The sequence below is a fragment of the Paracoccus sp. MA genome (genome assembly GCF_020990385.1).
Lineage (GTDB): Bacteria > Pseudomonadota > Alphaproteobacteria > Rhodobacterales > Rhodobacteraceae > Paracoccus.
In genome coordinates, this window is sequence record NZ_CP087597.1 from 762,402 (window position 1) to 782,355 (window position 19,954).

19 protein-coding genes are annotated in these 19,954 nt (G+C 67.3%); 5 read left to right on the plus strand and 14 right to left on the minus strand.

Features of this window, described 5'->3' with window-relative positions; genetic code table 11:
* Positions 1-10: 10 nt before the first annotated feature.
* Genes LOS78_RS03760 through LOS78_RS03770 form a run of 3 tightly spaced genes read right to left on the minus strand, consistent with a single transcriptional unit; the run spans position 11 to position 4,060 of the window.
* Entirely contained in the window at positions 11-1,162 is a 1,152-nt protein-coding gene (locus LOS78_RS03760) for a UDP-galactopyranose mutase (RefSeq protein WP_230375348.1), read from the minus strand.
* Positions 1,163-1,196: 34 nt separating this feature from the next.
* Positions 1,197-3,035 carry a glycosyltransferase gene (locus LOS78_RS03765; RefSeq protein WP_230375358.1) on the minus strand — a complete coding sequence of 613 codons (1,839 nt, stop codon included), beginning with the start codon at positions 3,033-3,035 and terminating at the stop codon, positions 1,197-1,199.
* The gene (locus LOS78_RS03770) at positions 3,032-4,060 is read right to left on the minus strand and encodes a hypothetical protein (RefSeq protein ID WP_230375366.1); all 1,029 of its coding nucleotides are present in this window, start codon (positions 4,058-4,060) and stop codon (positions 3,032-3,034) included. Before LOS78_RS03770 ends, LOS78_RS03765 begins: the two co-directional genes overlap by 4 nt.
* A gap of 822 nt (positions 4,061-4,882) precedes the next feature.
* Between LOS78_RS03770 and LOS78_RS03775 the strand changes: the two genes are divergently transcribed.
* From LOS78_RS03775 to LOS78_RS03790, 4 genes are read left to right on the plus strand one after another with little or no spacing between them, the layout of a single operon-like run.
* Positions 4,883-5,761, plus strand: a complete 879-nt coding sequence (locus tag LOS78_RS03775; protein ID WP_028713911.1) for an MBL fold metallo-hydrolase — start codon at positions 4,883-4,885, stop codon at positions 5,759-5,761.
* 14 nt (positions 5,762-5,775) lie between these two features.
* Complete coding sequence (locus tag LOS78_RS03780; protein ID WP_028713910.1) at positions 5,776-5,979, plus strand: DUF2892 domain-containing protein; 204 nt, start codon at positions 5,776-5,778, stop codon at positions 5,977-5,979.
* A complete protein-coding gene (locus tag LOS78_RS03785) occupies positions 5,976-6,416 on the plus strand; it encodes a YeeE/YedE family protein (RefSeq protein WP_028713909.1) in 441 nt (146 codons plus the stop codon). Before LOS78_RS03780 ends, LOS78_RS03785 begins: the two co-directional genes overlap by 4 nt.
* A 1-nt stretch (position 6,417) precedes the next feature.
* Positions 6,418-6,897, plus strand: a complete 480-nt coding sequence (locus LOS78_RS03790; RefSeq protein WP_230375369.1) for a DUF6691 family protein — start codon at positions 6,418-6,420, stop codon at positions 6,895-6,897.
* Here the strand turns inward: LOS78_RS03790 and LOS78_RS03795 are convergent.
* The 9 genes from LOS78_RS03795 to LOS78_RS03835 form a co-directional block, all read right to left on the minus strand.
* Positions 6,894-7,820 carry a sugar kinase gene (locus tag LOS78_RS03795; protein WP_230375372.1) on the minus strand — a complete coding sequence of 309 codons (927 nt, stop codon included), beginning with the start codon at positions 7,818-7,820 and terminating at the stop codon, positions 6,894-6,896. The genes LOS78_RS03790 and LOS78_RS03795 overlap by 4 nt on opposite strands.
* A complete protein-coding gene (locus LOS78_RS03800) occupies positions 7,817-9,265 on the minus strand; it encodes a mannitol dehydrogenase family protein (RefSeq protein WP_230375375.1) in 1,449 nt (482 codons plus the stop codon). The genes LOS78_RS03795 and LOS78_RS03800 overlap by 4 nt, the downstream gene beginning before the upstream one ends.
* The gene (gene uxuA / locus LOS78_RS03805; protein ID WP_230375378.1) at positions 9,262-10,470 is read right to left on the minus strand and encodes a mannonate dehydratase; all 1,209 of its coding nucleotides are present in this window, start codon (positions 10,468-10,470) and stop codon (positions 9,262-9,264) included. The genes LOS78_RS03800 and uxuA overlap by 4 nt, the downstream gene beginning before the upstream one ends.
* An 18-nt stretch (positions 10,471-10,488) precedes the next feature.
* Positions 10,489-11,646 (minus strand): alpha-hydroxy acid oxidase, encoded by a 1,158-nt coding sequence (locus LOS78_RS03810; protein WP_230375380.1) that lies wholly within the window; start codon positions 11,644-11,646, stop codon positions 10,489-10,491.
* Positions 11,647-11,650: 4 nt separating this feature from the next.
* Positions 11,651-12,694, minus strand: a complete 1,044-nt coding sequence (locus LOS78_RS03815) for an L-idonate 5-dehydrogenase (protein ID WP_230375381.1) — start codon at positions 12,692-12,694, stop codon at positions 11,651-11,653.
* A gap of 1 nt (position 12,695) precedes the next feature.
* Positions 12,696-13,976, minus strand: coding sequence for a TRAP transporter large permease (locus LOS78_RS03820; RefSeq protein WP_230375383.1), 1,281 nt, complete (start codon positions 13,974-13,976; stop codon positions 12,696-12,698).
* Between the two features lie 3 nt (positions 13,977-13,979).
* On the minus strand, positions 13,980-14,468 hold the full coding sequence (locus LOS78_RS03825; RefSeq protein ID WP_036698818.1) for a TRAP transporter small permease: 489 nt from the start codon (positions 14,466-14,468) through the stop codon (positions 13,980-13,982).
* 78 nt (positions 14,469-14,546) lie between these two features.
* The gene (locus tag LOS78_RS03830) at positions 14,547-15,527 is read right to left on the minus strand and encodes a TRAP transporter substrate-binding protein (RefSeq protein ID WP_028713901.1); all 981 of its coding nucleotides are present in this window, start codon (positions 15,525-15,527) and stop codon (positions 14,547-14,549) included.
* 24 nt (positions 15,528-15,551) lie between these two features.
* Positions 15,552-16,232 carry a GntR family transcriptional regulator gene (locus LOS78_RS03835; RefSeq protein ID WP_028713900.1) on the minus strand — a complete coding sequence of 227 codons (681 nt, stop codon included), beginning with the start codon at positions 16,230-16,232 and terminating at the stop codon, positions 15,552-15,554.
* Between the two features lie 137 nt (positions 16,233-16,369).
* On the opposite strand from LOS78_RS03835, the gene LOS78_RS03840 reads away from it, so the two are divergent.
* Positions 16,370-17,989 carry an FAD-dependent oxidoreductase gene (locus LOS78_RS03840; RefSeq protein WP_230375397.1) on the plus strand — a complete coding sequence of 540 codons (1,620 nt, stop codon included), beginning with the start codon at positions 16,370-16,372 and terminating at the stop codon, positions 17,987-17,989.
* Between the two features lie 16 nt (positions 17,990-18,005).
* On the opposite strand, the gene LOS78_RS03845 is transcribed toward LOS78_RS03840, so the two are convergent.
* Both LOS78_RS03845 and LOS78_RS03850 read right to left on the minus strand, forming a co-directional pair.
* Positions 18,006-19,190, minus strand: coding sequence for a hypothetical protein (locus LOS78_RS03845; protein WP_230375399.1), 1,185 nt, complete (start codon positions 19,188-19,190; stop codon positions 18,006-18,008).
* 230 nt (positions 19,191-19,420) lie between these two features.
* Positions 19,421-19,936, minus strand: a complete 516-nt coding sequence (locus tag LOS78_RS03850; protein WP_230375402.1) for a hypothetical protein — start codon at positions 19,934-19,936, stop codon at positions 19,421-19,423.
* Positions 19,937-19,954: the final 18 nt, after the last annotated feature.

Genomic DNA, 19,954 nt, shown 5'->3' on the forward strand with positions numbered 1-19,954 from the left:
GAGGGCGTGTCTACAGCGGATCGACCGCGAAGGCGGGCATTCTTTCGCCCGCCTCCAGCGCCGCCAGATAGCGCCGGCCGCAGTCCAGCGCCTCGCGGATGGTCACGTCCATATCCAGATAGCGATAGGTGCCCAGCCGCCCCACGAAGGTGACGTTCGGCTCGGCCTCGGCCCGCGCGACGTAATCGGCCAGCATCGCCTTTTCCGCCACCAGCCGGATCGGGTAATAGGGGATGTCCTCGGGCCCGCATTCGCGCGAGAATTCGCGATAGAGCACCGAGCCGTCATGCTCTTCCCAGGGCGCGAAATGCTTGTGTTCGGTGATGCGCGTCCAGGGCACGTCCACGTCGCCGTAATTCATCACCGCGCAGCCCTGCCAGTCGCCCTGGTAATCGAACCGTTCGAAATCCAGCGTGCGATAGCCCAGCCGGCCCAGTTCATAGCCGAACCAGCCGTCGATGGGGCCGGAATAGAAGACGTGATCGTAATCGGCGGCCTCTGTGCGGCTGACCGCGGTGTTCAGCCGCACCGTGATGCCGGGATGGTCCAGGATGCGTTCGACCAGGGCGGTGTAGCCGTTTTCCGGCATGCCCTGGAACCTGTGGAAGAAATAATTGTCGTCATAGTTGAAGCGCACCGGCAGCCGCTTCAGGATCGAGGCCGGCAGCGCGGTCGGCGAGCAGCCCCATTGCTTCAGCGTGTAGCCCTTGAAGAAGGCCTCGTAGAGCTCGGGGCCGACGAAGCGCAGCGCCTGTTCCTCGAAGGTCTGCGGATCGCTGATCGAGCGGTCGGCCTTGCCCTCGATGAAGGCGCGGGCCTCGTCCGGGCGCAGGGTCTTGCCGAAGAACTGGTTGATGGTGTGCAGGTTCACCGGCAATGAATAGACCGCGCCCTGCGAGGTGGTCTTGACCCGGTTCTTGTAGGGCAGGAAGGTCTCGAACCGGTTGACATAGTCCCAGACCTCGGCGTCGTCGGTGTGGAAGATATGCGGCCCGTAGACATGCACCATGACGCCGGTCGCCGCGTCGCGGGTGGTGTGGCAATTGCCGGCGACATGCGGCCGCGCGTCCGCCACGGTGACCTGGTGCCCGGCCTCGGCCAGCATGCGCCCGATCACCGCGCCGGACAGGCCCGCGCCCACCATCAGACAATGTTTCGCCATGGGACTCTCCGAAACGGTTGGAAATGGGGCCGGCTTATTGCGCAGCCATGTGGGTGGTGCCGGGCGCGGCGGGCGGGGCTTCGATCCCCAGCCGGGCGGTCCAGAACCCGGTGCTGGCGAGTTCCGCATAGCCCTCGCGCCATTCCGCCTTGAGCCGGGGATAGTCCCGCATCAGCCGCAAGCCGTTCCTCAGCATCCGCCAGCCTTCGCGCAGCGCGGCGCGCTTGGAATGGCGCACGGTAAAGCTTTGGCTGCCGTCGGCGCTGAGATAGGTGATCCGGGCCGCCCCCCAGGTGTGGCGGATCTGGCCGCGCTGGCTCGACCGCAGCACCAGCTGGTTGCCGTAAAGCCGGAAGAAGGGCAGCAGATGCCCGTTCAACGTGGCCTTCATCAACAGCCGCGGCAGAAGCCGGTGCGGGTTGAAGCGGATGCGCGACCGCGGCGGCCTGCCCCGAAGCGGCGCCCAGGCCTCGTCCTTGCGCAAGGCGGCGAGGGTCGCGCGCCGTTCCGCCATGTCGGCATTGGCGGCAAAGAAGGCCGGGCCGCGCATCACGTCCTCGACCGCGAAGTTCAGCGCCGCGAGGGTTTCGTAATGGCATTGGAACAGGCTGCGCAGGAAGAACCAGGCCGGCATGGTCAGGGTCTTGAACAGGCCGATATCCATTTGCGGCAGGGCGAGGTGATGCACGATATGGCTGCGCAGGTCCAGATAGAGCGTCTGCAGCGATTCCTTGTCCGAGAAATCGGCATCCTGGAAGCAGACCACCCCCGGCAGGGTCACGATGTCGAAATCGTTGGCGATCGAGAAGCTGACATCGTCGCCGCGCACGAAGAACGGGAAGGGCCGGTATTTCGTCAGGGCGACGGGAAAGGCGAAATACCACCAGCCGCCATAGAAGTTCTGCGGCTTGTCCGCGGTGGATTCCATTTCCATGCGCGAGACCTGGTCGAAATTGCGCAGGTCGGTGCCCAGCCATTGCGGCTGGCAGTGCCGTTCGAAAAGGGCGCCGCTTTCCCATAGCGCCCAGCGGTGGTTGGCCATGGTCATGCCGCCCGCCACGGCGGTCCTGGGATCGGTCGCATGGGCGAGGAAGGTCCAGGTCCGCTCGACCGCGCCCATATGGACCGAGGCGTCGTCGTCCATGAACAGACAATGCGTGGCGCCGCGGGCCTCGGCCTCGATCAGGCCGCGGGCGAAGCCGCCCGAACCGCCGAGATTTTCGTTGTCGATGGGCGTGACATGGTTCGAGGGACGAATCCCCGCGCTACGCCCGTTATCGACCACGATCAGGTGCAGATGCGGTGCCAGCGGCGTCTCGGCCATGAAGGACTCGAACCGGGCGACGCTGGCGCGGACCGCCTCCTCGCGCCGGAAGGTGGTGATGGAGAGCGCCAGTTGCGGTTGCCGCCTGGGTGCCTGCCGGCTTTCCCAGGCGGCGCCGGCCAGCCTGCCCTCGCCAAGCGCGCGCAGCGAGAAGCAGACCAGCCCCACGGGTTCGGGCAAGAGCAGCGGGGTCAGGTCCAGCCGGAAGGGCTGGCCTGGTGTCAGCTCGACGATCTCGTTCACCGGCCGCTCCCACGAGCGTTCCGCGAGGACCTGGAACACCACGAGTTCGAACCGCCCTTCGCCCTCGAGCCGCAGGCCGAGGTCGGAAAGTCCGCAATGCCGGCGCCATTTCCCCAGGTTGAACAGATTGGCGGCGGTGTTGAACTCCGCCAGTCCGCCAGCGGAAAAGCAGATGCTGCGCGTCGCGCCGGAATAGGCCGCCGCGCCGCCGAGCCGCATGTAGAGCAGATGCTCGGTCGATATCCCGACCTCGGGCCAGAGCAGGAATTGCAGGGTGTGAAAGGGGACAGACTCGGGCTGGATCATAACAACATATGTCCGGTGAACTGAGCGAATTCGGAGATGGTGATTTGCCCGAGGTTGCTGGTCGGGTCTTCCCTGCGTCGTGGGGGGAAAAGGGGTGCCGGCTTGTCCGGGAAATACGTTGTCCTGACCCATTCGTTGGCGCTGGAAAAACGGGCCATGATGCGCTCGGACTGTTCACGCGAAAGACGTGCGCGCGGCTCGACCGGCAGGGTTTCGATCCGTCCTTGCAGCCTTTGCCGCAGCGGGTTGGGCTTTCCGTTCCAATGATAAGAAATAAAGGGGTGCATCTGACGCAGGAATTCGAGCGCGGGCGCAGACAGTCCGGTATTGTCATTGGCGCTGCGCCGAAGCTGCGACATGTCGGGCGGGTTTCCGGAAAACACGACATCGAAGAAATCGGTCAGGATGTCTTGGCCTACCAACTCGTCGCGGTCGAAGATGCGCACCGTTACCCGATCCCGACCGAAGGATTCATTCCAGAATTCGAGAATCCTGCGGTGGAAAATGTAGGGGACCATCACGGTATTGCCGAGCGCCTCATCGACGAAGCTGTCGAAGGTCATGCCTCCAAAACCGCGCCTCATGTATTCCCCATACATGCTGAGCAAGGCATCGTCCTGCCGCCGCAGATAGACCAGGATCCGGACTTCGTCGAAAATCTCGGAGAGAAAGTCTGCGAGATTCTGGACACCCTGCGGGCCGCTGATATTGGCTGTCAGGTTCTCGGAGGAAAGCAGGACGGTATGGATTTCTCCGTTCGCCTCGTCGATTTGCCGTCGCAGATGCGCGCTCAGCTTCGTGCCAAACTCTCTTGCCTCCTCTAGCGATTCAATACCGTAGTCGCGCGCAAAGACCGAGATATAGTTCGCACATGCATATAGCAGGCTGATGTGATTGACGTCAGGCACCAGCATGTCCGGATAGAGTATGCCATGGCCGCGCAGCCATCCCGCATTCTGGGCGCAGGTATTTTGCAAGAATGTCGAGGCGGTCTTGGGGTGGCCGATATGGCAGATCACTTTCATGGTTCAGATGGCACGCTGATGGCTGGCAGGACACTTTTTGGTCCAGACGAAATCCGGTCCTTGCATCTGACGATTCGAAGAACCGCCCTGCAAGCCGGAGCCGAACTTTTCATGACCGGGGAGAGAGGGGATGCGAAGGGCTTGGGTCACAGGGTCTGGTCTCGAGCAGGGGGTTCGGGATGCGGCAGCGCCATCTCGGCCCCGCAGTCCGGGGATTTAGCCCATTATGGCAGCGGAGGAAAGCACCAATGGCTTGCTGCTTGGCCCCGGAAAGCCGTCCGCGCCGGCTTTGATGCGTTTTGCCTGCCTTCTCGTCCCATGGCCTCGAAGGCCCCGCGCGGCGGATGCCTCTGTCGGCGGTTTCCCAGGCGGGTCGGCCAGGCCGCGGCGCCCGACTGCGCTTTCCGTCCTGACCACCGGCATCACGCAATCCGGCCCGTCATGCCTCCGCGCGGGAGTGATCGCGCAGGCGATCATCGCCTATCTGGGGCGAGGGGCCGGGACGGGCCCATGGGCCGGCTTTTGCGATACGGCTTCACCCCTGGCGGCTCTGGCCGCTTGCCCCGGCGACGGTCCGCCTGCGAAGCGAACCCGTTCCCGCCCTGCGACGAACCTGCGGGTCCCCGCAAGACGCCTGTCTCCGCTGACCGCCGGCACTCGCCCCAGTTGGAGGCAGCCGACCAAAAGCAGGGCGGGCGGCCCCGGGGGAGGCGCCTGCCCGGGGCCGAAGCTTTTCATTGCATATATTCGCAATATCGAATAGACAATCTGCGAACCGGCGTGAATGCCCATCGACACATGCAGCAGAAGCGAGGCGATTCCATGGCCAATGCCCCTGAAGTGACCGGCTTTTACGAGTCCCGCACCGGTTCGGTGCAATATGTCGTGGCCGATCCGGAAACCGGGAAATGCGCGATCGTCGATCCGGTGCTGGACTATGACGAGAAATCCGGCGCCACCGCGACCATCGAGGCGGACCGCATCCTCGGTTTCATCGCCGAGAAGGGCTATGAGGTGCAGTGGATCCTGGACACCCATCCCCATGCCGACCATTTCTCGGCCGCCGACTATCTCAGGCGCAAGACCGGCGCGCCCACCGCCATCGGCGAGAAGGTGGTGGAGGTGCAGAAACTGTGGAAAGGCTATTACAACTGGCCCGACTTCCCGACGGACGGTTCGCAATGGGACAGGCTTTTCGCCGAGGGCGAAAGCTTCGAGCTCGGCAATATCCCGGCGCGCGTGATGTTCTCGCCCGGCCATACGCTGGCCTCGATCACCTATGTGATCGGCGACGCGGCCTTCGTGCATGACACGCTGTTCATGCCCGACAGCGGCACCGCCCGCGCCGATTTCCCCGGCGGCGACGCGCATGGGCTGTGGCGCTCGATCCAGGCCATCCTGGCCCTGCCGGACGACACGCGGCTCTTCACCGGCCACGACTATTGCGAGGGCGGGCGCGAGCCGCGCTGGGAATCGACGGTGGCCGAGCAGAAGACCGCAAACATCCACATGGCGCGACATCGCAGCGAGGCGGAATTCGTCGCCGCGCGCGAGGCCCGCGACCGGACCCTGCCGATGCCCAAGCTGATCCTGCATGCCCTGCAGGTCAACATCAATGCCGGGCGCCTGCCCGAGCCCGAATCCAATGGAAGGCGCTATCTTAAGATCCCGCTCGGCCTGCTGCAGGCCCCCTGGGAGTGAGAAAGGAACAAGAGATGCAGATCAATATCGGAACCCCCGAACGCGTCCTGCGGCTGATCCTCGGCGTCCTGCTGGTGGTCCTGCCGTTCCTCGTCGGGCTGTCCAGCCTGTGGACCTGGGTATCGGTGGTCGCCGGCCTGGTGCTGCTGGTCACCGGCGCGATACGCTTTTGCCCGGTCTGGTCGCTGCTGGGCATCCGCCGGGGGGGCAAGGAATGACCGAGTTCACGCCCTGGCAATCCGCCCTGGGCGGGGCGCTGATCGGGCTGGCGGCGGTGCTGCTGATGGCGCTGCACGGGCGCATCGCCGGCATGACCGGGATCGTCTCGGGTCTGCTGGGACCGGCATCCGGCCCCGAGGCAGGCGGGCGCGGCTGGCGGCTGGCCTTTCTGGCGGGGGCGGCGGTCGCGCCGCTGCTGCTGGCGGCGGTGGCGGGCATGGCGATCCCCTTCGCCAGCCCGTCGCCGCCGATCTGGACGGCGATCGGCGGCTTCGCCGTCGGGCTGGGGGCGGGCATCGGCGGCGGCTGCACCTCGGGGCACGGCGTCTGCGGCATGGCGCGGCTTTCCCGGCGTTCGGTCGTGGCCACCCTGACCTTCATGCTGGCCACCGGCGTCACCGTCCATGTCATTCGCCATGTGATCGGGGGGTTCTGAGATGCCTGTGCTTTCCGCCCTGCTGATCGGCCTGATCTTCGGCGCCGGGATCGCCGTATCGGGCATGATAAACCCGGCCAAGGTGCTGAACTTCTTCGACCTCGCCGGCAGCTGGGACCCTTCGCTGGCCTTTGTCATGGGGGGCGCCCTAGCGGTGACCTTCATCGGCTACCGCATGGTGCTGAAGCGGTCCGCGCCGCTCTGCGGCGACCGCTTCCACCTGCCGGCCCGGCGCGACATCGATGCGGCTCTGGTCGGGGGTTCGGCGCTGTTCGGGATCGGCTGGGGCATCGCCGGCTTTTGCCCGGGCGGCGCGATCCCGGCGCTTGGCCTGCTGCGCCCCGAGCCGGTGGTCTTCGTCGCGGCCATGCTGGCCGGCATCGCCTTGGCGCGGCTGCTGCGCGGGCGCGGTGCAGGCCGGTCCGCCACCGGCCCGGGCCAGGGGGCCGCGGGTCAGCTGCGGGGCAGGGCGCGGCGCTAATCGGCCGGCCCCGGGGGCAACGCCTCGCGCACCAGCGCGCCGCGATGGCGGATGACCCTGCGGCTCAGATCGTGGGCGGCGCGGATCGCGGCGGGGATGTCGGCGCCCCGAAGCCGGGCCGCCAGATAGCCCGCGTTGAAGCTGTCCCCGGCCGAGGTCGTGTCCACCGGCACCTCGCGCGGCAGGTCCTCGACCAGCCCCGCGCCCTCGTTCCCGCCATAGAGCACCGGATCGCCGCCGGCCTTGACCACGACCTGCCCGGCCCCGCAAGCGAGGTAGCGCGCCACCGTCGCCTGCGGATCGGCATCGCCGAAGAAGCCGCGCTCGTCGTCGAAGCTGGGCAGGACCAGGTCGGCGATGGCCGCCGCCGCCTCGATCTCGCGGCGCATGGTGGGGATGTCCGGCCACAGCTTGGGCCGCAGGTTGGTGTCGAAGACCACCTGTGTGCCCGCCGCACGGGCGGCCTTCAGCGCCGCGATCAGTGCGGCGCGGCCGGCCTCGGGCAGGATGCCCAGGGTGATGCCCGAGACATAGGCGATGGCCACGCCTTGCAGCGCCGCGACCAGCGCGGCCGGATCGTCGGCCAGCCCCTTGGCCGCCGAGGTGTCGCGCCAATAGCTGAAGCTGCGCTCGCCATCCTTCAGCGAGATGGCGTAGAGCGCGATCTCGCGGCTTGGGTCGCGCCCGACATGGGCGGCGTCGATCCCCTCGGCGGTCAGGAAATCGACCATCTGCTGCGAGAACTCGCCGGTGCCGACGCGGCTGCAATAGGCGACGCGCCAATCCGCCGGCAGCAGGCGGCGCAGATACCAAGCCGTGTTCAGCGTGTCGCCGGCGATGCCCAGCCGCCACAGCCCGTCCCGGCCCGAGGGCGACAGCTCGACCATCGCCTCGCCGATGGAAAGGATCGCCTGGCCGGTCACGATGCCAGTTCCTTCGCCATGGCCGCGCGCAGCCCGTTGCGGCGGATATGGGTGACGGTCCGGCACACCGCCTCGGTGAAGCCGGCATCCCCGACCAGCGCAGGCGGCGCCAGTCCCGGCAGCGTCAGGACCGAACGGGTCAGGGTCGCGTCGTCTTCGCCCGCCTTGCGGGCCAGGTCCAGCAGCACCGCGCCGCGCGGATCGTCCGGGGCCTGCTGCTGCGCCGCCAGCCAGGCCAGCCAGATCGCGGTGGCGAAGGCGAAGGGGCGGGCGTCGCCGCCGGCCTGCAGCGCCCCGGCCGCGGGGGCGAACCAGCGTTGCGGCAGCTTTTCGGTGCCGTCCATGGCGATCTGGCGGGTCTGGTGGGCGATGGCCGGGTTGGCGAAGCGCGCCAGCAGCGCCGCGGCATAGGCTTCGGGGTCGAGCCCGGCGCCCTGCGGCAGGGTCGCGCCCGCCGCCCGCATGTGGCGACGGACCAGCGCCGTCAGCGCCGGATCGGCCATGACGTCGCGGACATGGAGCAGGTCCAGCAGCTGCCCGGCATAGGCGATCAGCGAATGGCTGCCGTTCAGCATGCGCAGCTTCATCGCCTCATGGGGGCGCACGTCCTGGACGAACAGCGCGCCGCCGGCCTCCCATGCCGGGCGGCCTTGCGGGAAATGGTCCTCGATCACCCATTGGCTGAAGGGCTCGGTCTCGACGCAGGCCAGGTCGCGATGGCCGGTCAGCGCCTCGACATCGGCCAGGGTGCGCTCGGTCGTGGCCGGGGTGATGCGGTCCACCATGGTCGCCGGAAAGGCGGCATGATCGGCGATCCAGCCCGCCAGGCCGGGATCGCGGCGGCGGGCAAAGCCCAGCACGCCGGCGCGCAGCAAGGCGCCGTTGTCCGGCAGGTTGTCGCAGCTGAGCACCGTGAAGGGTGCGGCCCCGGTCTCGCGCCGCGCCGCCAGGGCCGCGGTGATGATGCCCAGCACGCCCTGCGGCGCCTGCGGCTGCGCCAGGTCGGCGGCCACCGCCGGATGGGCCGGATCGGCATCCATGGCGGCGCGGTCGATCCCGTAAGCCTTTTCCGAGACGGTCAGTGACAGGATGCGGATCGCCGGATCACAGGCTGCGCGCAGGATCGCCGCTGCGTCGCCGCCGATGGCCGGGCCATGCGCGCCGATCACCCGCGCCCGGTCGCTTTCGGACCGCTCCAGCACGGTGAAAAGCCCGTCCTGCGCGTTCAGCGCATCCGGGACGTCGCGGCTGCGCAGGTTGGCGCCGAGGATGCGCCAGTCGCCGCCCTCGGCCGCCAGCGCGTCATCGGTATGAACCGCCTGATGCGCGCGGTGAAAGGCGCCCAGCCCCAGATGCAGGATGCCCATGCCATGCGCCGCGCGGTCATAGCGCGGCCGCGCGACTCCGGGCGGCAGGTCGGCCAGTCCGGTCAGGCGCGGACTCATGGCCGCGCCCCGTGGCTCAGCGCCAGTTCGACCCCGCGCAGTTCCGCCAGGCCCTTGAGCCGGCCGATGGCGGGATAGCCGGGCTGGCCGCCGCGGCCGATATCGTCCAGGATGTCCTGCCCGTGGTCGGGGCGCATCGGGATCACGGCATCGGCGCGGCCGGCGGCGCGGCGCTTGGCCTCCTCTCGCAGGACGGCGGCGACCAGCGCCACCATGTCGGTTTGGCCGCCCAGATGCTCGTCCTCGAAGAACGAGCCCCGGATCGCGTCCGTGTCGCGGCGCACGTTGCGCAGGTGCAGGAAATGCACCCGGTCGCCCAGCCGCGCCATCATGCCCGGCAGGTCGTTGTCCGGCCGCGCCCCCAGCGAGCCCGAGCAGAGCGTGATGCCGTTCGCCGGCAGATCCACGGCGGCCATGCGCTCGGCGTAATCCGCCTCGGTGGACATGACGCGCGGCAGGCCCAGCAGGCCGAAGGGCGGGTCGTCGGGATGGCAGCACAGCCGCACCCCGATTTCTTGCGCGACGGGGACGACCTGTTCCAGGAAGTCGTGGAAATGCCGACGCAGCACCGCGTCGGTGACGGGGGCATAGCTGTCCAGCAGCGCCCGCACGTCCTGCAGGGTGAAATGCTCGGCCGCGCCGGGCAGGCCGAAGACCACGTTGCCGGCCAGCTCTTCGCGCCGGGCCTCGTCCATCCGGGCGAAGCGGCGGGCGGCTTCCTCGCGCACCTCCTCGGGGAAATCCTCGGCCGCGCCCTTGCGCTGCAGGATATGAATGTCGAAGGCGGCGAAATCGGTGAAGTCGAAGCGCATGCAGCGCGCGCCGTTCGGGCGCCGCCAGGCCAGGTCGGTGCGGGTCCAGTCCAGCACCGGCATGAAATTGTAGCAGATCACCTCGATCCCCGCCTCCTTCAGGTGCCGCATCGAGGTGATCCAGTTGGCGACATGCGCCCGCCAGTCGCCGGTCTGGGTCTTGATCGCCTCGCTGACCGGCAGGCTTTCGACCACCTCCCATTTCAGGCCCGAGGGCGCGCCGTCGGTCATCACCGCCAGCTCGGCCTGCCGGCGGGCGATTTCCTCGGGGGGCCAGACGGTTCCGGTCGGGACGTGGTGCAGGGCGGTCACAACGCCCTGCACCCCCGCCTGCAGCATGTCGTCGATCGAGACCCGATCCTTGGGGCCGAACCAGCGCCAGGTATGTCGCATTCACGTTTTCCTTGTTCTTCAGGCGGCATTGCCGCGGTCGTCGGGCCACAGGCAGCCGGGACCGAAATCCTTGATGTCGTTGACGCCGCAAAGCGCCATGGTGATGTCCATTTCGCGGCGCAGGATGGCCAGCGCCGCCTCGACGCCCCTTTGCCCCATGGCGCCCAGCCCATAGGTGAAGGCGCGGCCGACAAAGACGCCGTTCGCGCCGCTGGCGATGGCCTTCAGCGCCTCCTGTCCCGACTGGATGCCGCCGTCGAGATAAAGCGGAAAGTCCGGGCCGACCGCCCGGCGGATCGCGGGCAGCGTGCGGATGGTCGAGGGGGCGCCGTCCAGCTGCCGCCCGCCATGGTTCGAGACCAGGATCGCGTCGCAGCCGGTATCCAGCGCGCGCCGCGCGTCCTCGGGGTCGTTGATGCCCTTGAGGATCACCAGCCCGCCCCATTTGCGGATGATCTGCTCGACCCGATTCCAGTCCAGCCGCTGGTCGAACTGGCGCGCGGTCCAGTCCATCAGGTCGCCCAGGCTTTCGACGCCCCGGGCATGGCCGACGATATTGCCGAAGCTGCGCCGACGCGTGCCCAGCATCCCCAACGCCCAGCGGGGATGCAGGGCGATGTCGATCAGGTTCGGCAGCGTCAGCCGGGGCGGCGCGGTCATGCGGTTCTTCAGATCCTTGTGGCGCTGGCCCTGGATGGTCAGGTCCAGCGTCAGCACCAGCGCCGTGACCCCGGCCCGGCGGGCGCGGTCGAGGATGTTCTCCAGGAACTCCTCGTCCCGCAGGGTGTAGAGCTGGAACCAGAACGGCGCCCCCGTCGCCTGCGCGATATCCTCCAGCGAACACATCGACATGGTCGATAGCGTAAAGGGCACGCCGGCGGCCTGCGCGGCGCGGGCGGCGTGGATTTCTCCGTCCGGGTGCTGCATGCCCAACAGGCCCACCGGAGCCAGGGCCAGGGGCATCGAGACCGGCTGGCCCAACATGGTGGTGGCAAGGGTTCGGGCGTCGATGTTCCGGGCCACGCGCTGGCGCAGCAGGATGCGTTCGAAATCGGCGCGGTTGGCGCGATAGGTGCCGCCGGTCCAGGCGCCGACATCCACGTAATCGTAGAACATGCGCGGGACGCGCCGCCGGTGCAGGCGGCGCAGATCCTCGATCTCGGTGATGACCGGCATGGGTTCAGACCCCGAAATCCAGCTGCACCTTGACCGCCTGCGCCCGGTCGCCGGCAAGATCGAAGGCGCGCTGCGCTTCGGCCGCGGGCAGGACTTGCGTGACCATGGGCGACAGGTCGATCTCGCCCGCGCCGATCATGCGCACGGCCTGCGCGAACTCGCGGTCGAAGCGGTGGGTGCCGACCAGGCGCAGCTCCTTGGCGACGATCAGGTTCAGGGGCAGGGGCAGGGTGCCGCCAACGCCGATCTGCACCACGGTGCCCTGCGGCCGCGTCACGCCGATGGCCTGCGCGATGGCATGGGGATTGGCCGAGCATTCCAGCACCACGTCGATGCGGCCCTTGCCCTCGGCCAGATCGGCCAGCGCGTCGGGCTGTTCGGCCACGTTCACCGCCCGGTCGGCGCCCATGCGGCGGGCGATGTCCAGCGTGAAGTCCTGCACATCCGTCACCACGATCTCGGCCGCGCCGCGCAGGCGGGCCAGCGCGGTGCAGATCGCGCCGATGGGCCCGGCGCCGGTGACCAGCACCCGCTGGCCGGCCAGGTCGGGCGCCATGCTCAGCGCGTGCAGGCAGACGGCCAGCGGCTCGGCCCCCGCCGCGGCTGCGGCGTCTGCCCCGTCGGGCAGCGGCAGGCACTGCCCGACGGGATGATAGAGCCGGCTGCGAAAGAAGCCGTTCTCATGCGGGAAGCGCATGGCCGAGCCGTTGAAGCGCATGACCAGGCAATGCCGCTCGGCGCCCGCGCGGCAATATTCGCATTCGCCGCAGGGGCGCGAGGGCGACAGCGCGACCAGTTGGCCGGCCCCGAGGCCCGAGCCTTCGGGCGCGGCCTCGACAACGCCCGCGGCTTCGTGGCCCAGCACGATGGGCTCGCGCACCCGGACCGGGCCGAAGCCGCCGTCATGGTAGTAATGCAGGTCCGAGCCGCAGATGCCGCCCCGCAGCACGCGGATCAGGGCAGCGCCCTCGGCGGGTTGCGGATCGGGCAGGGGCTCGATCCGCAGGTCGTGGGCCGCATGCAGGCGGCAGGCGATGTTCCCGGTCATGTCAGTTCCCCATCAGCGTCGTCGGCAGCCAGGTTGCGAAGGGCGGGTAATAGGAGACCAGCAGCAGCACGATGATGTTCGAGATCAGGAAGGGAATGACCGCGCTGATCACCTTGGCCAAGGGCTCGCGGGCGATGTTGCAGGCGACGAACAGGCAGACCCCGACCGGCGGCGTGGTCAGGCCGATCATCAGGTTCAGGACCGCGAAGGTGGCGAAATGCAGCGGCTCGATGCCGACGCTGGTCGCCAGCCCAAGCAGCGGCACGAACAGGATGATCAGCGCGGCGATGGTCTCCATGAACATGCCGATGCACAGCAGCAGCACGTTGATCAGCAGGATGACCAGGATCGGGTTGTCGGTGATCGCCAGCACGCTGCTGACCAGCATCTGCGGGATGCGCTCGGAGGCCAGGATCGAGCCGAAGACATTGGCGAAACCCACCAGCGCCAGGATGCCGGCCGAGGAGACGGCGCTGTTGACGACGATGCGCGGCACCGCGCGGATCGGCAACTCGCGATAGACGAAGGCGCCGACGACAAAGGCGTAAAGGCAGGCGACGATGGCGGTCTCGGTCGGGGTGGCGATGCCGGTCAGCAACCCGCCGATGATCAGCCCGGTCATGGCCAGCGCCCAGAAGGCGGCGAGGAAGGCCGCGACCAGCTCGCCGAAGCCCTGCCATTGCTGGCGCGGATAGTTGCGGCGCACGGCCAGGATATAGCAGGTGATCGCCATGCCGATGCCCATCAGCACGCCCGGCACCGCGCCGGCAAGGAACAGCTGGCCGACCGAGATGCCCGACAGGGCGCCGACGATGATCATCGGCACGCTGGGCGGCAGCATCGGGCCAACCGTGGCCGAGGCGGCGGTGATCGCAGCAGCGAAATCGCCGGGATAGCCGGATTTCTTCATGCCGGGGATCATCACGCCGCCGGTCGCCGCGACATCGGCGACCGCCGTGCCCGAGACGCCGCCGAACATCATCGAATCCGCGACGTTCGCCATGGCCAGCCCGCCGCGCATCCAGCCCACCATGGCATTGGCCAGGCGGATGATGCGTTCGGTGATGCCGCCGAAATTCATCAGGTTGCCGGCCAGGATGAAGCCGGGAATGCAGAGCAGCACGAAGACGTCCATGCCCGCATACATGCGCTGCGGGATGATGACGACCGGCAGGCCCGCCGACAGGATATAGGCCAGCGAGGCCAGCCCCAAGCAGACCGCGACCGGCACGCCAAGCGCCAGCGTCACGATGAAGGTGGTCAGAAGCAGGAAAAGGTCCATGGATCAGGCTTCCTCGGCAAGGTGGGGCCGCCCGTCATCGGTGCCGGCGATCATGCCGATCACGCGCAGCAGGGCGAACAGGCAAAGCAGGACGGACAGCACCAGCACCGAGGCGTGGATGATGTCCATCGGCCAGCGCAGGCTGGGCGCGCGCTGGAAGGCCCCGATCTGGGTGAATTTCCAGGCCGGCCAGACCATCACCGCGCCAAGCGCCGCCGTGCAGACCGCCGCGATCAGGCGCATCCACCAGGCCTTGCTTTCCGAGACCGTCTCTTGCAGCAGGTCCACGTTCACCAGCTCGCCCGTCATCAGCGACAGGCCGATGCCGAAGGCGGTCATGTAGAGCAGCAGGTAGCGCGACAGTTCCTCGGTCCAGACCGGCGAGGGCAGGCCGAAGGTCCGGGTGGTGATCTGCAGCGTGACCACCGCGATCAGCACGAAGAAGGCGATGCCCACCGCAAACCGGCAGACCGCCGCGAGAATGCGTTGCATTAGAGCCAGATTTTTCATCTGCTTCAAACCCTTGTCGGCAAGTCGCGGCATGCGCGGTGCGCGCCGCGACCGGGCCGGTTAATTGTTGAACAGGTCCTGGACGATGGGCCGGATGCTTTCGTCGACGCTGTTGATGACAGCCTCGCGCGAGCCCTCGGCAAAGGCCGCCTGATCGGTTTCGACGAAGGTCATGCCCTTGGCCTCCAGATCGGCGCGGATGGCGTCCTCGTCCTGCAGGAACTGCTGGCGCTCGAACTCCTGGGCGCGGCGGGCGGCTTCCAGCATGTGGCCCTGATCCTCTTCGGACAGGCGCTGCCAGACCTGCTCGGCCACGGTCAGATAGATCCAGCCCCGCACATGCTCGGTCAGGTTCACATGGCTCTGCACCTCGTTCAGCGAGGCGGCCTGGATCAGCGCCAGCGGGTTTTCCTGCCCGTCGATGGTGCCGTTCTGCAGCGAGGTGAACACCTCCGAGAAGGCCATCGGCGTCGGCTGCGCGCCGAGCGCGGTCCAGGTGTCGACAAACAGCGGCACGTTCGGCACCCGCATGCGCATGCGATTCAGCTCGGCCGGGCTGGTAATGGCGCGGTTGGCGGTCAGGTTGCGCGCGCCGCGGGCGAAATAGGCGATGGGGCGGACCTGGGCGCGTTCGATGATCTGCGCCTCGATCTCTTTGCCGATCTCGCCGCCGGCGACCTCGTCCATGTGTTCAAGCGACTGGTAGGCATAGGGAATGGCCAGCAGCGCCGCCATGGGCGCCCAGTTCTGCAGGCTTTCGCCGGTGATGGTCATCTCGACCGTGCCCAGCTGCATGCCGTTGATGAGGTCCATCTCGCGGCCCAGCGAGTCGTTGGGAAAGACCTCGACGGCGATGCGGCCCTCGGTCAGTGTCGCCAGTTCCTCGGCGAATTTCAGCGACGCCTTGTGCCAGGAGTTCTGTTCGTTGGCGAGATGGCCGAGCTTCAGCGTCAGTTCGGCGGCAGAGGCGCCCATGGCGGAAGCGGCGGTCAGGCATGCCACGGCCAGCGCCGCAAAGCGGCGACGGTTCAGGGTGATCATCGTTCTCCTCCGGGATGATGCGGGTCAGGGAATGAAAAGTTCGGGGCGGCTGCGCGAGATTTCGGGCAGGTCGTTCAGCAACTCGCGCAGATGGCGGCGCATGGCCTGCTCGGCCAGGGCCGGGTCGTGATTGCGCAGGCCCTCGACGATCTCGGCATGCTGGCCGATCAGCTTCTGGATGTCGAAGGTGCGCGCGGTGATGTAGCGCAGACGGTTCATCTGCGACTTCAGCCCCTCCAGCACGACCCAGACCGCCTCTTGCCCGGCCGCCACCGCAAGCAGGCGGTGGAAGCGGTCGTCGAGCCGGACGAAGGTTTCGGCATCGTCGCGCGCCACGGCCTCGCGCTGCTCGTCGATCTCGGCATCCAGGCGGGTCAGCAGCCGCTCGTCGGCCTGTTCGGCCAGCATGCGGACCAGATCGCTTTCCACGGCCTCGCGGATCAGCCGCGCCGAGAGCACCGCCGAAAGCGAGATGCGGCTGATATAGGTGCCGCGCTGGGGCCGCACCTCGGCCAGCCCGTCCGAGGTCAGGCGGATGAAGGCCTCGCGCACCGGCTGGCGGCTGACGCCGATCTGGTTGGCGATCTCGGTCTCGCTCAGGCGGGTGCCGGGGGGCAGGGCGCCGCGCAGGATCGCATCGCGCAGCCATTCATGGACCTGCGGCGCGGTCGAAAGCGTGAAGTCGATATTCGGCTGCATGGACATGAATCACCTCCCGAGCAGTAAAGTATCGCATACTTGCATACTAGTAAATCAAAAATGCATTCCCCCATCGAGACGCCGCCGGAAAAACCGGCAGGGCGGCTTTCCATCCGCACGGATCTGTGGCACGAAAGCCGGCCATGACCGTCAGCCAGCCCTATGATTTCCTGGTCTATCGCGCCACGCCCGCCGGCATCGTCGCGGCGATCACCGCCGCGCGGCTGAAGCTGCGCACCCTGCTGGTCGAGCCCTCGGGGCGGGTGGGCGGCATGATGACCTCGGGGCTGAACGCCGCCGACACGCTCAACAGCGGCTTGATCACCGGGGTTCCGCTGGAGTTCTTCCGGGCGGTGCGCGACGAATATGCCATGCCGCACCTGCCGGTCCGCATCGAAAGCAGCATGGCGCTGAAGGTCTTTCGCGCCATGCTGGCGCGCAGCGGCGTCGAACTGGCGCTGCATTGCGACATCGGCGGCATCCGCCGCGAGGGACCGCGCCTGGCGGAATGCCGGCTGAGCGACGGCCGGCAGGTGTCGTCACGCTGGTGGGTCGATGCCTCTTACGAGGGCGACCTGATGCACCTTGCCGGCATCCGTCACCGGCTGGGCCGCGAATCCGCCAGCGAGTTCGGCGAAAGCCTGGCCGGACGGCAGCCGTTCGGCCCGCTTCTGCCCTGGCAGCCCAAGGCGGCGATCGACCCGCGGCAGGATGGCCGGCCGCTGCCCTATGTCCTGCCCTGGTCGCCCCCTGCCGAACCGGGAACGGGCGACGACCGGCTGCAAAGCTATTGCATCCGCCCCACGCTGACCAACCGGCCCGAAAACCGCTTGCCGATCACCGCGCCCGAGGATTTCGATTTCCGCAACTTCGCGTTGTTCCGCCGCCTTGGGCTGCTGATCCGGGCCGGGCGGATCACCTCGAAAGCCATCCCGATGCAGGGCACGACCTTCCAATCGGCCTATTTCAAGCTGAACGAGCTGCCGAACGGCAAGTTCGACATGAATTCCGGCCCGGCCGCGCCGCTGAACAATCCGGCGCTGACGCAGGAATGGGTGAATGCTTCGATGGAGCGCCGCAAGGCGCTGACCCAGGATTTCGCGCGTTATACCCAGGCGCTGCTGCACTTCATCCAGAACGACGATTCGGTGCCCGTCCGCCTGCGGCGGTTTTTCGGCCAGTTCGGCCTGCCCGCGGACGAATATGCCGATTCGGGCCATCTGCCCCCCGAGGTCTATGTGCGCGAGGGCCGCAGGCTTGTCGGCGCGCATGTCTTTCGCCAGCAGGACATCGAAGGCGGCGGCGGCGATCCGGCCGACGCCATCTGCATCGGCAAATACCATCTGGACTGCAAGCCGGTGCGCTGGCAGGTGAACCACACCGGGACCAATGTCCTGCGCGAGGGGATGTTCTTTTCACATAGCGCCCATCGCTATGCCCTGCCGGGCTGGATCATCCTGGCGCATCCCGATGATTGCCGGAACTTCTTCTCGGTCTGCGGCGTCTCGGCCAGCCATGTCGCCTTCAGTTCGATCCGCATGGAGCCGACCTGGATGGAACTGGGGGCCGCGGCCGCCATGATGGCCCATCTTGCCGACCGGCACGGTGTCCCCGCGCACGAGATCCGGGGCCGGTCGGTGGTGGAACTGCGTCAGGCACGGTTCCGGCAATGGCCCTCGGCCACCTTCATCCGGGCACGGCTGCGCCGCAAGATCGCCGGATATCGCCGCAAGCTGCCCGGGCAGGGGAAGACGGCCGGGTGATCCGCCGCCCGGGCAGTCAGCGGGATTCGACCTGCGACAGGATCTCGCGCTCGGTCGCGCGGATCATGCCGCTGTAGCGCTGGTTCTTGAAGCCGAAGATGGTGGAATGCACGTCCTCGCGATGGCCGGCGATGAAGGGCACGGCCGAGACCACCCGCAGCCCCGGCATGCTGTTGAGCCATTCGTCGATGGTATTCGTGCTCGCATCCCCGGCATCGGGGGACCAGTCCGCCATCCATTCCAGCGCGATGCGGTTATAGACGTTGAACACCATGCCCATCATGTGCGGCGTGTGGATGATGTGGTTGTCGCCCAGCCGCCTGCGCAGGCTGATCTTGGGCTTGCCGTCGATCCGGGTCATCACGCCGTTGAAGACGTCCCAGTCGGCGCGGTCCAGATAACGGTGGATCGCCGCGCAATATTGCGGGAAATCCGGGCTGAAGAAGGCGTCGTCCTCGCAGATGGTCAGGCGCTCCGCCCCGGATTGCAGCGCCTTGGCGGCGACGGTCTTGTAGCTCCAGGCGCAGCCCTTCCAGGCGGGCAGCAGGCGGATGCCGTCGAAGAAGCGGAAGCCGGCCGGATTGCCCTGCCGGAAACTGTCGCGCCTTTGCAGATATTCCGGCAGGCTGATGCAGATATGCGCGCGGTCGCCGATCGGCGGTGCAAAGGCCAGCACCTCCTCCAGATAGCGGGCGGGATCAAGGGCGCCGGCATAGGCGAGCCAGCGCCCGATGGCCAGCCTTGTCTGGTGTCCCGGAGCCCGGTCGGGGACCAGGGTGATGTCGGGCAGCGCCGCCCCCAGCGCCAGCCCGCGGCGCAGGCCTTCCTCCGAACCGACGATCATCGCGCAGCCCGATGCCAGCAGCGCCTGGATCGCGCCGTCCTGCGGTCCGGCCGCCGCAAGATAGTCGTCGTCCAGCACGGCCGCGGCCAGATCCCCCGCGCCAAGCTCGGCAGCGCCGGGGTTGAAAACGATCGTGCGGCAGCCGGCCGAGGCGGCGGCCAGAAGCCCGTGGCGCGCAAGCTCGGCCTGAAACCGCGCCTTCAGCGCCCCCTGGCCGGCAAGCGCCATGGGCTGGCCGGAAGGGGCGCTGATCTCGCGCATCAGCCGGTCGTCGCGACGGTATCGGACCCGGTTGATGGCACCGGTGACGCCTTCCTGTGCCACGACCCGGCAGAGCCTTCTGACTGCATCCAGCATCCTGAATTCCTGTCGGAACTGTTCCTGCGGATAACCTTCGTGCTGGTGAACGACACAGTTCGATTACGCTTGCGACAATAACCAAGTTTCAGCCGTAATCAGAATGATATTTTAGAGAGCGCCAGAAAGCGTCGAAATGCAGACAAATGTATCATATACATATTAATCAAAAGCGGCGCTTGCGGCGGTGGGAAATATCCATGCGACAGAGCAAGGCGCCCGCTCGGGCTTTACCGAAGGCGATCCCGATAGGAGCTGCGCGCGTGATGGTCCGCGAGGGAAAGAATGCGGCCGTAAATCTGGACCCGGACCGTGCCAATTCCTTGCGGCGAAACCTGCGCGTAAAGATACGGCGCCTCCTGCCATTCTCCCAGCCGGATCGGGAAATCATGGATGGCATTCTTTTCGGCCAGCCTGCCCAGATCCGCATTTTCCACCAGCAGCAGGCCGCCGCCTCTTTTCTGGTCGAGCGTTCGAAGGGTCAACAGCGCGGCGCCCGGCTCAATGCGCGCAGGGGCCCAGATGGTGATATTGTCGATGATATATTTCCCCTGCGCCTGCAGTTCGATGGCCTGTTCCTGGTCACTGGAAATATCCACATCGCCGATTCCGAAGGGAAAATTCGGGCTTTCGACGATGAAATGCGCCGCACCGGAACGGCCATCCGGCGAAACGATCGTCAAGCCCGGGCCTCCGGTCGTGAAGGCTTGCGTTTCCCTGCGGCCCGCCTTTTTGACGTTATCCATGTTTCTTGCCATCCTGTT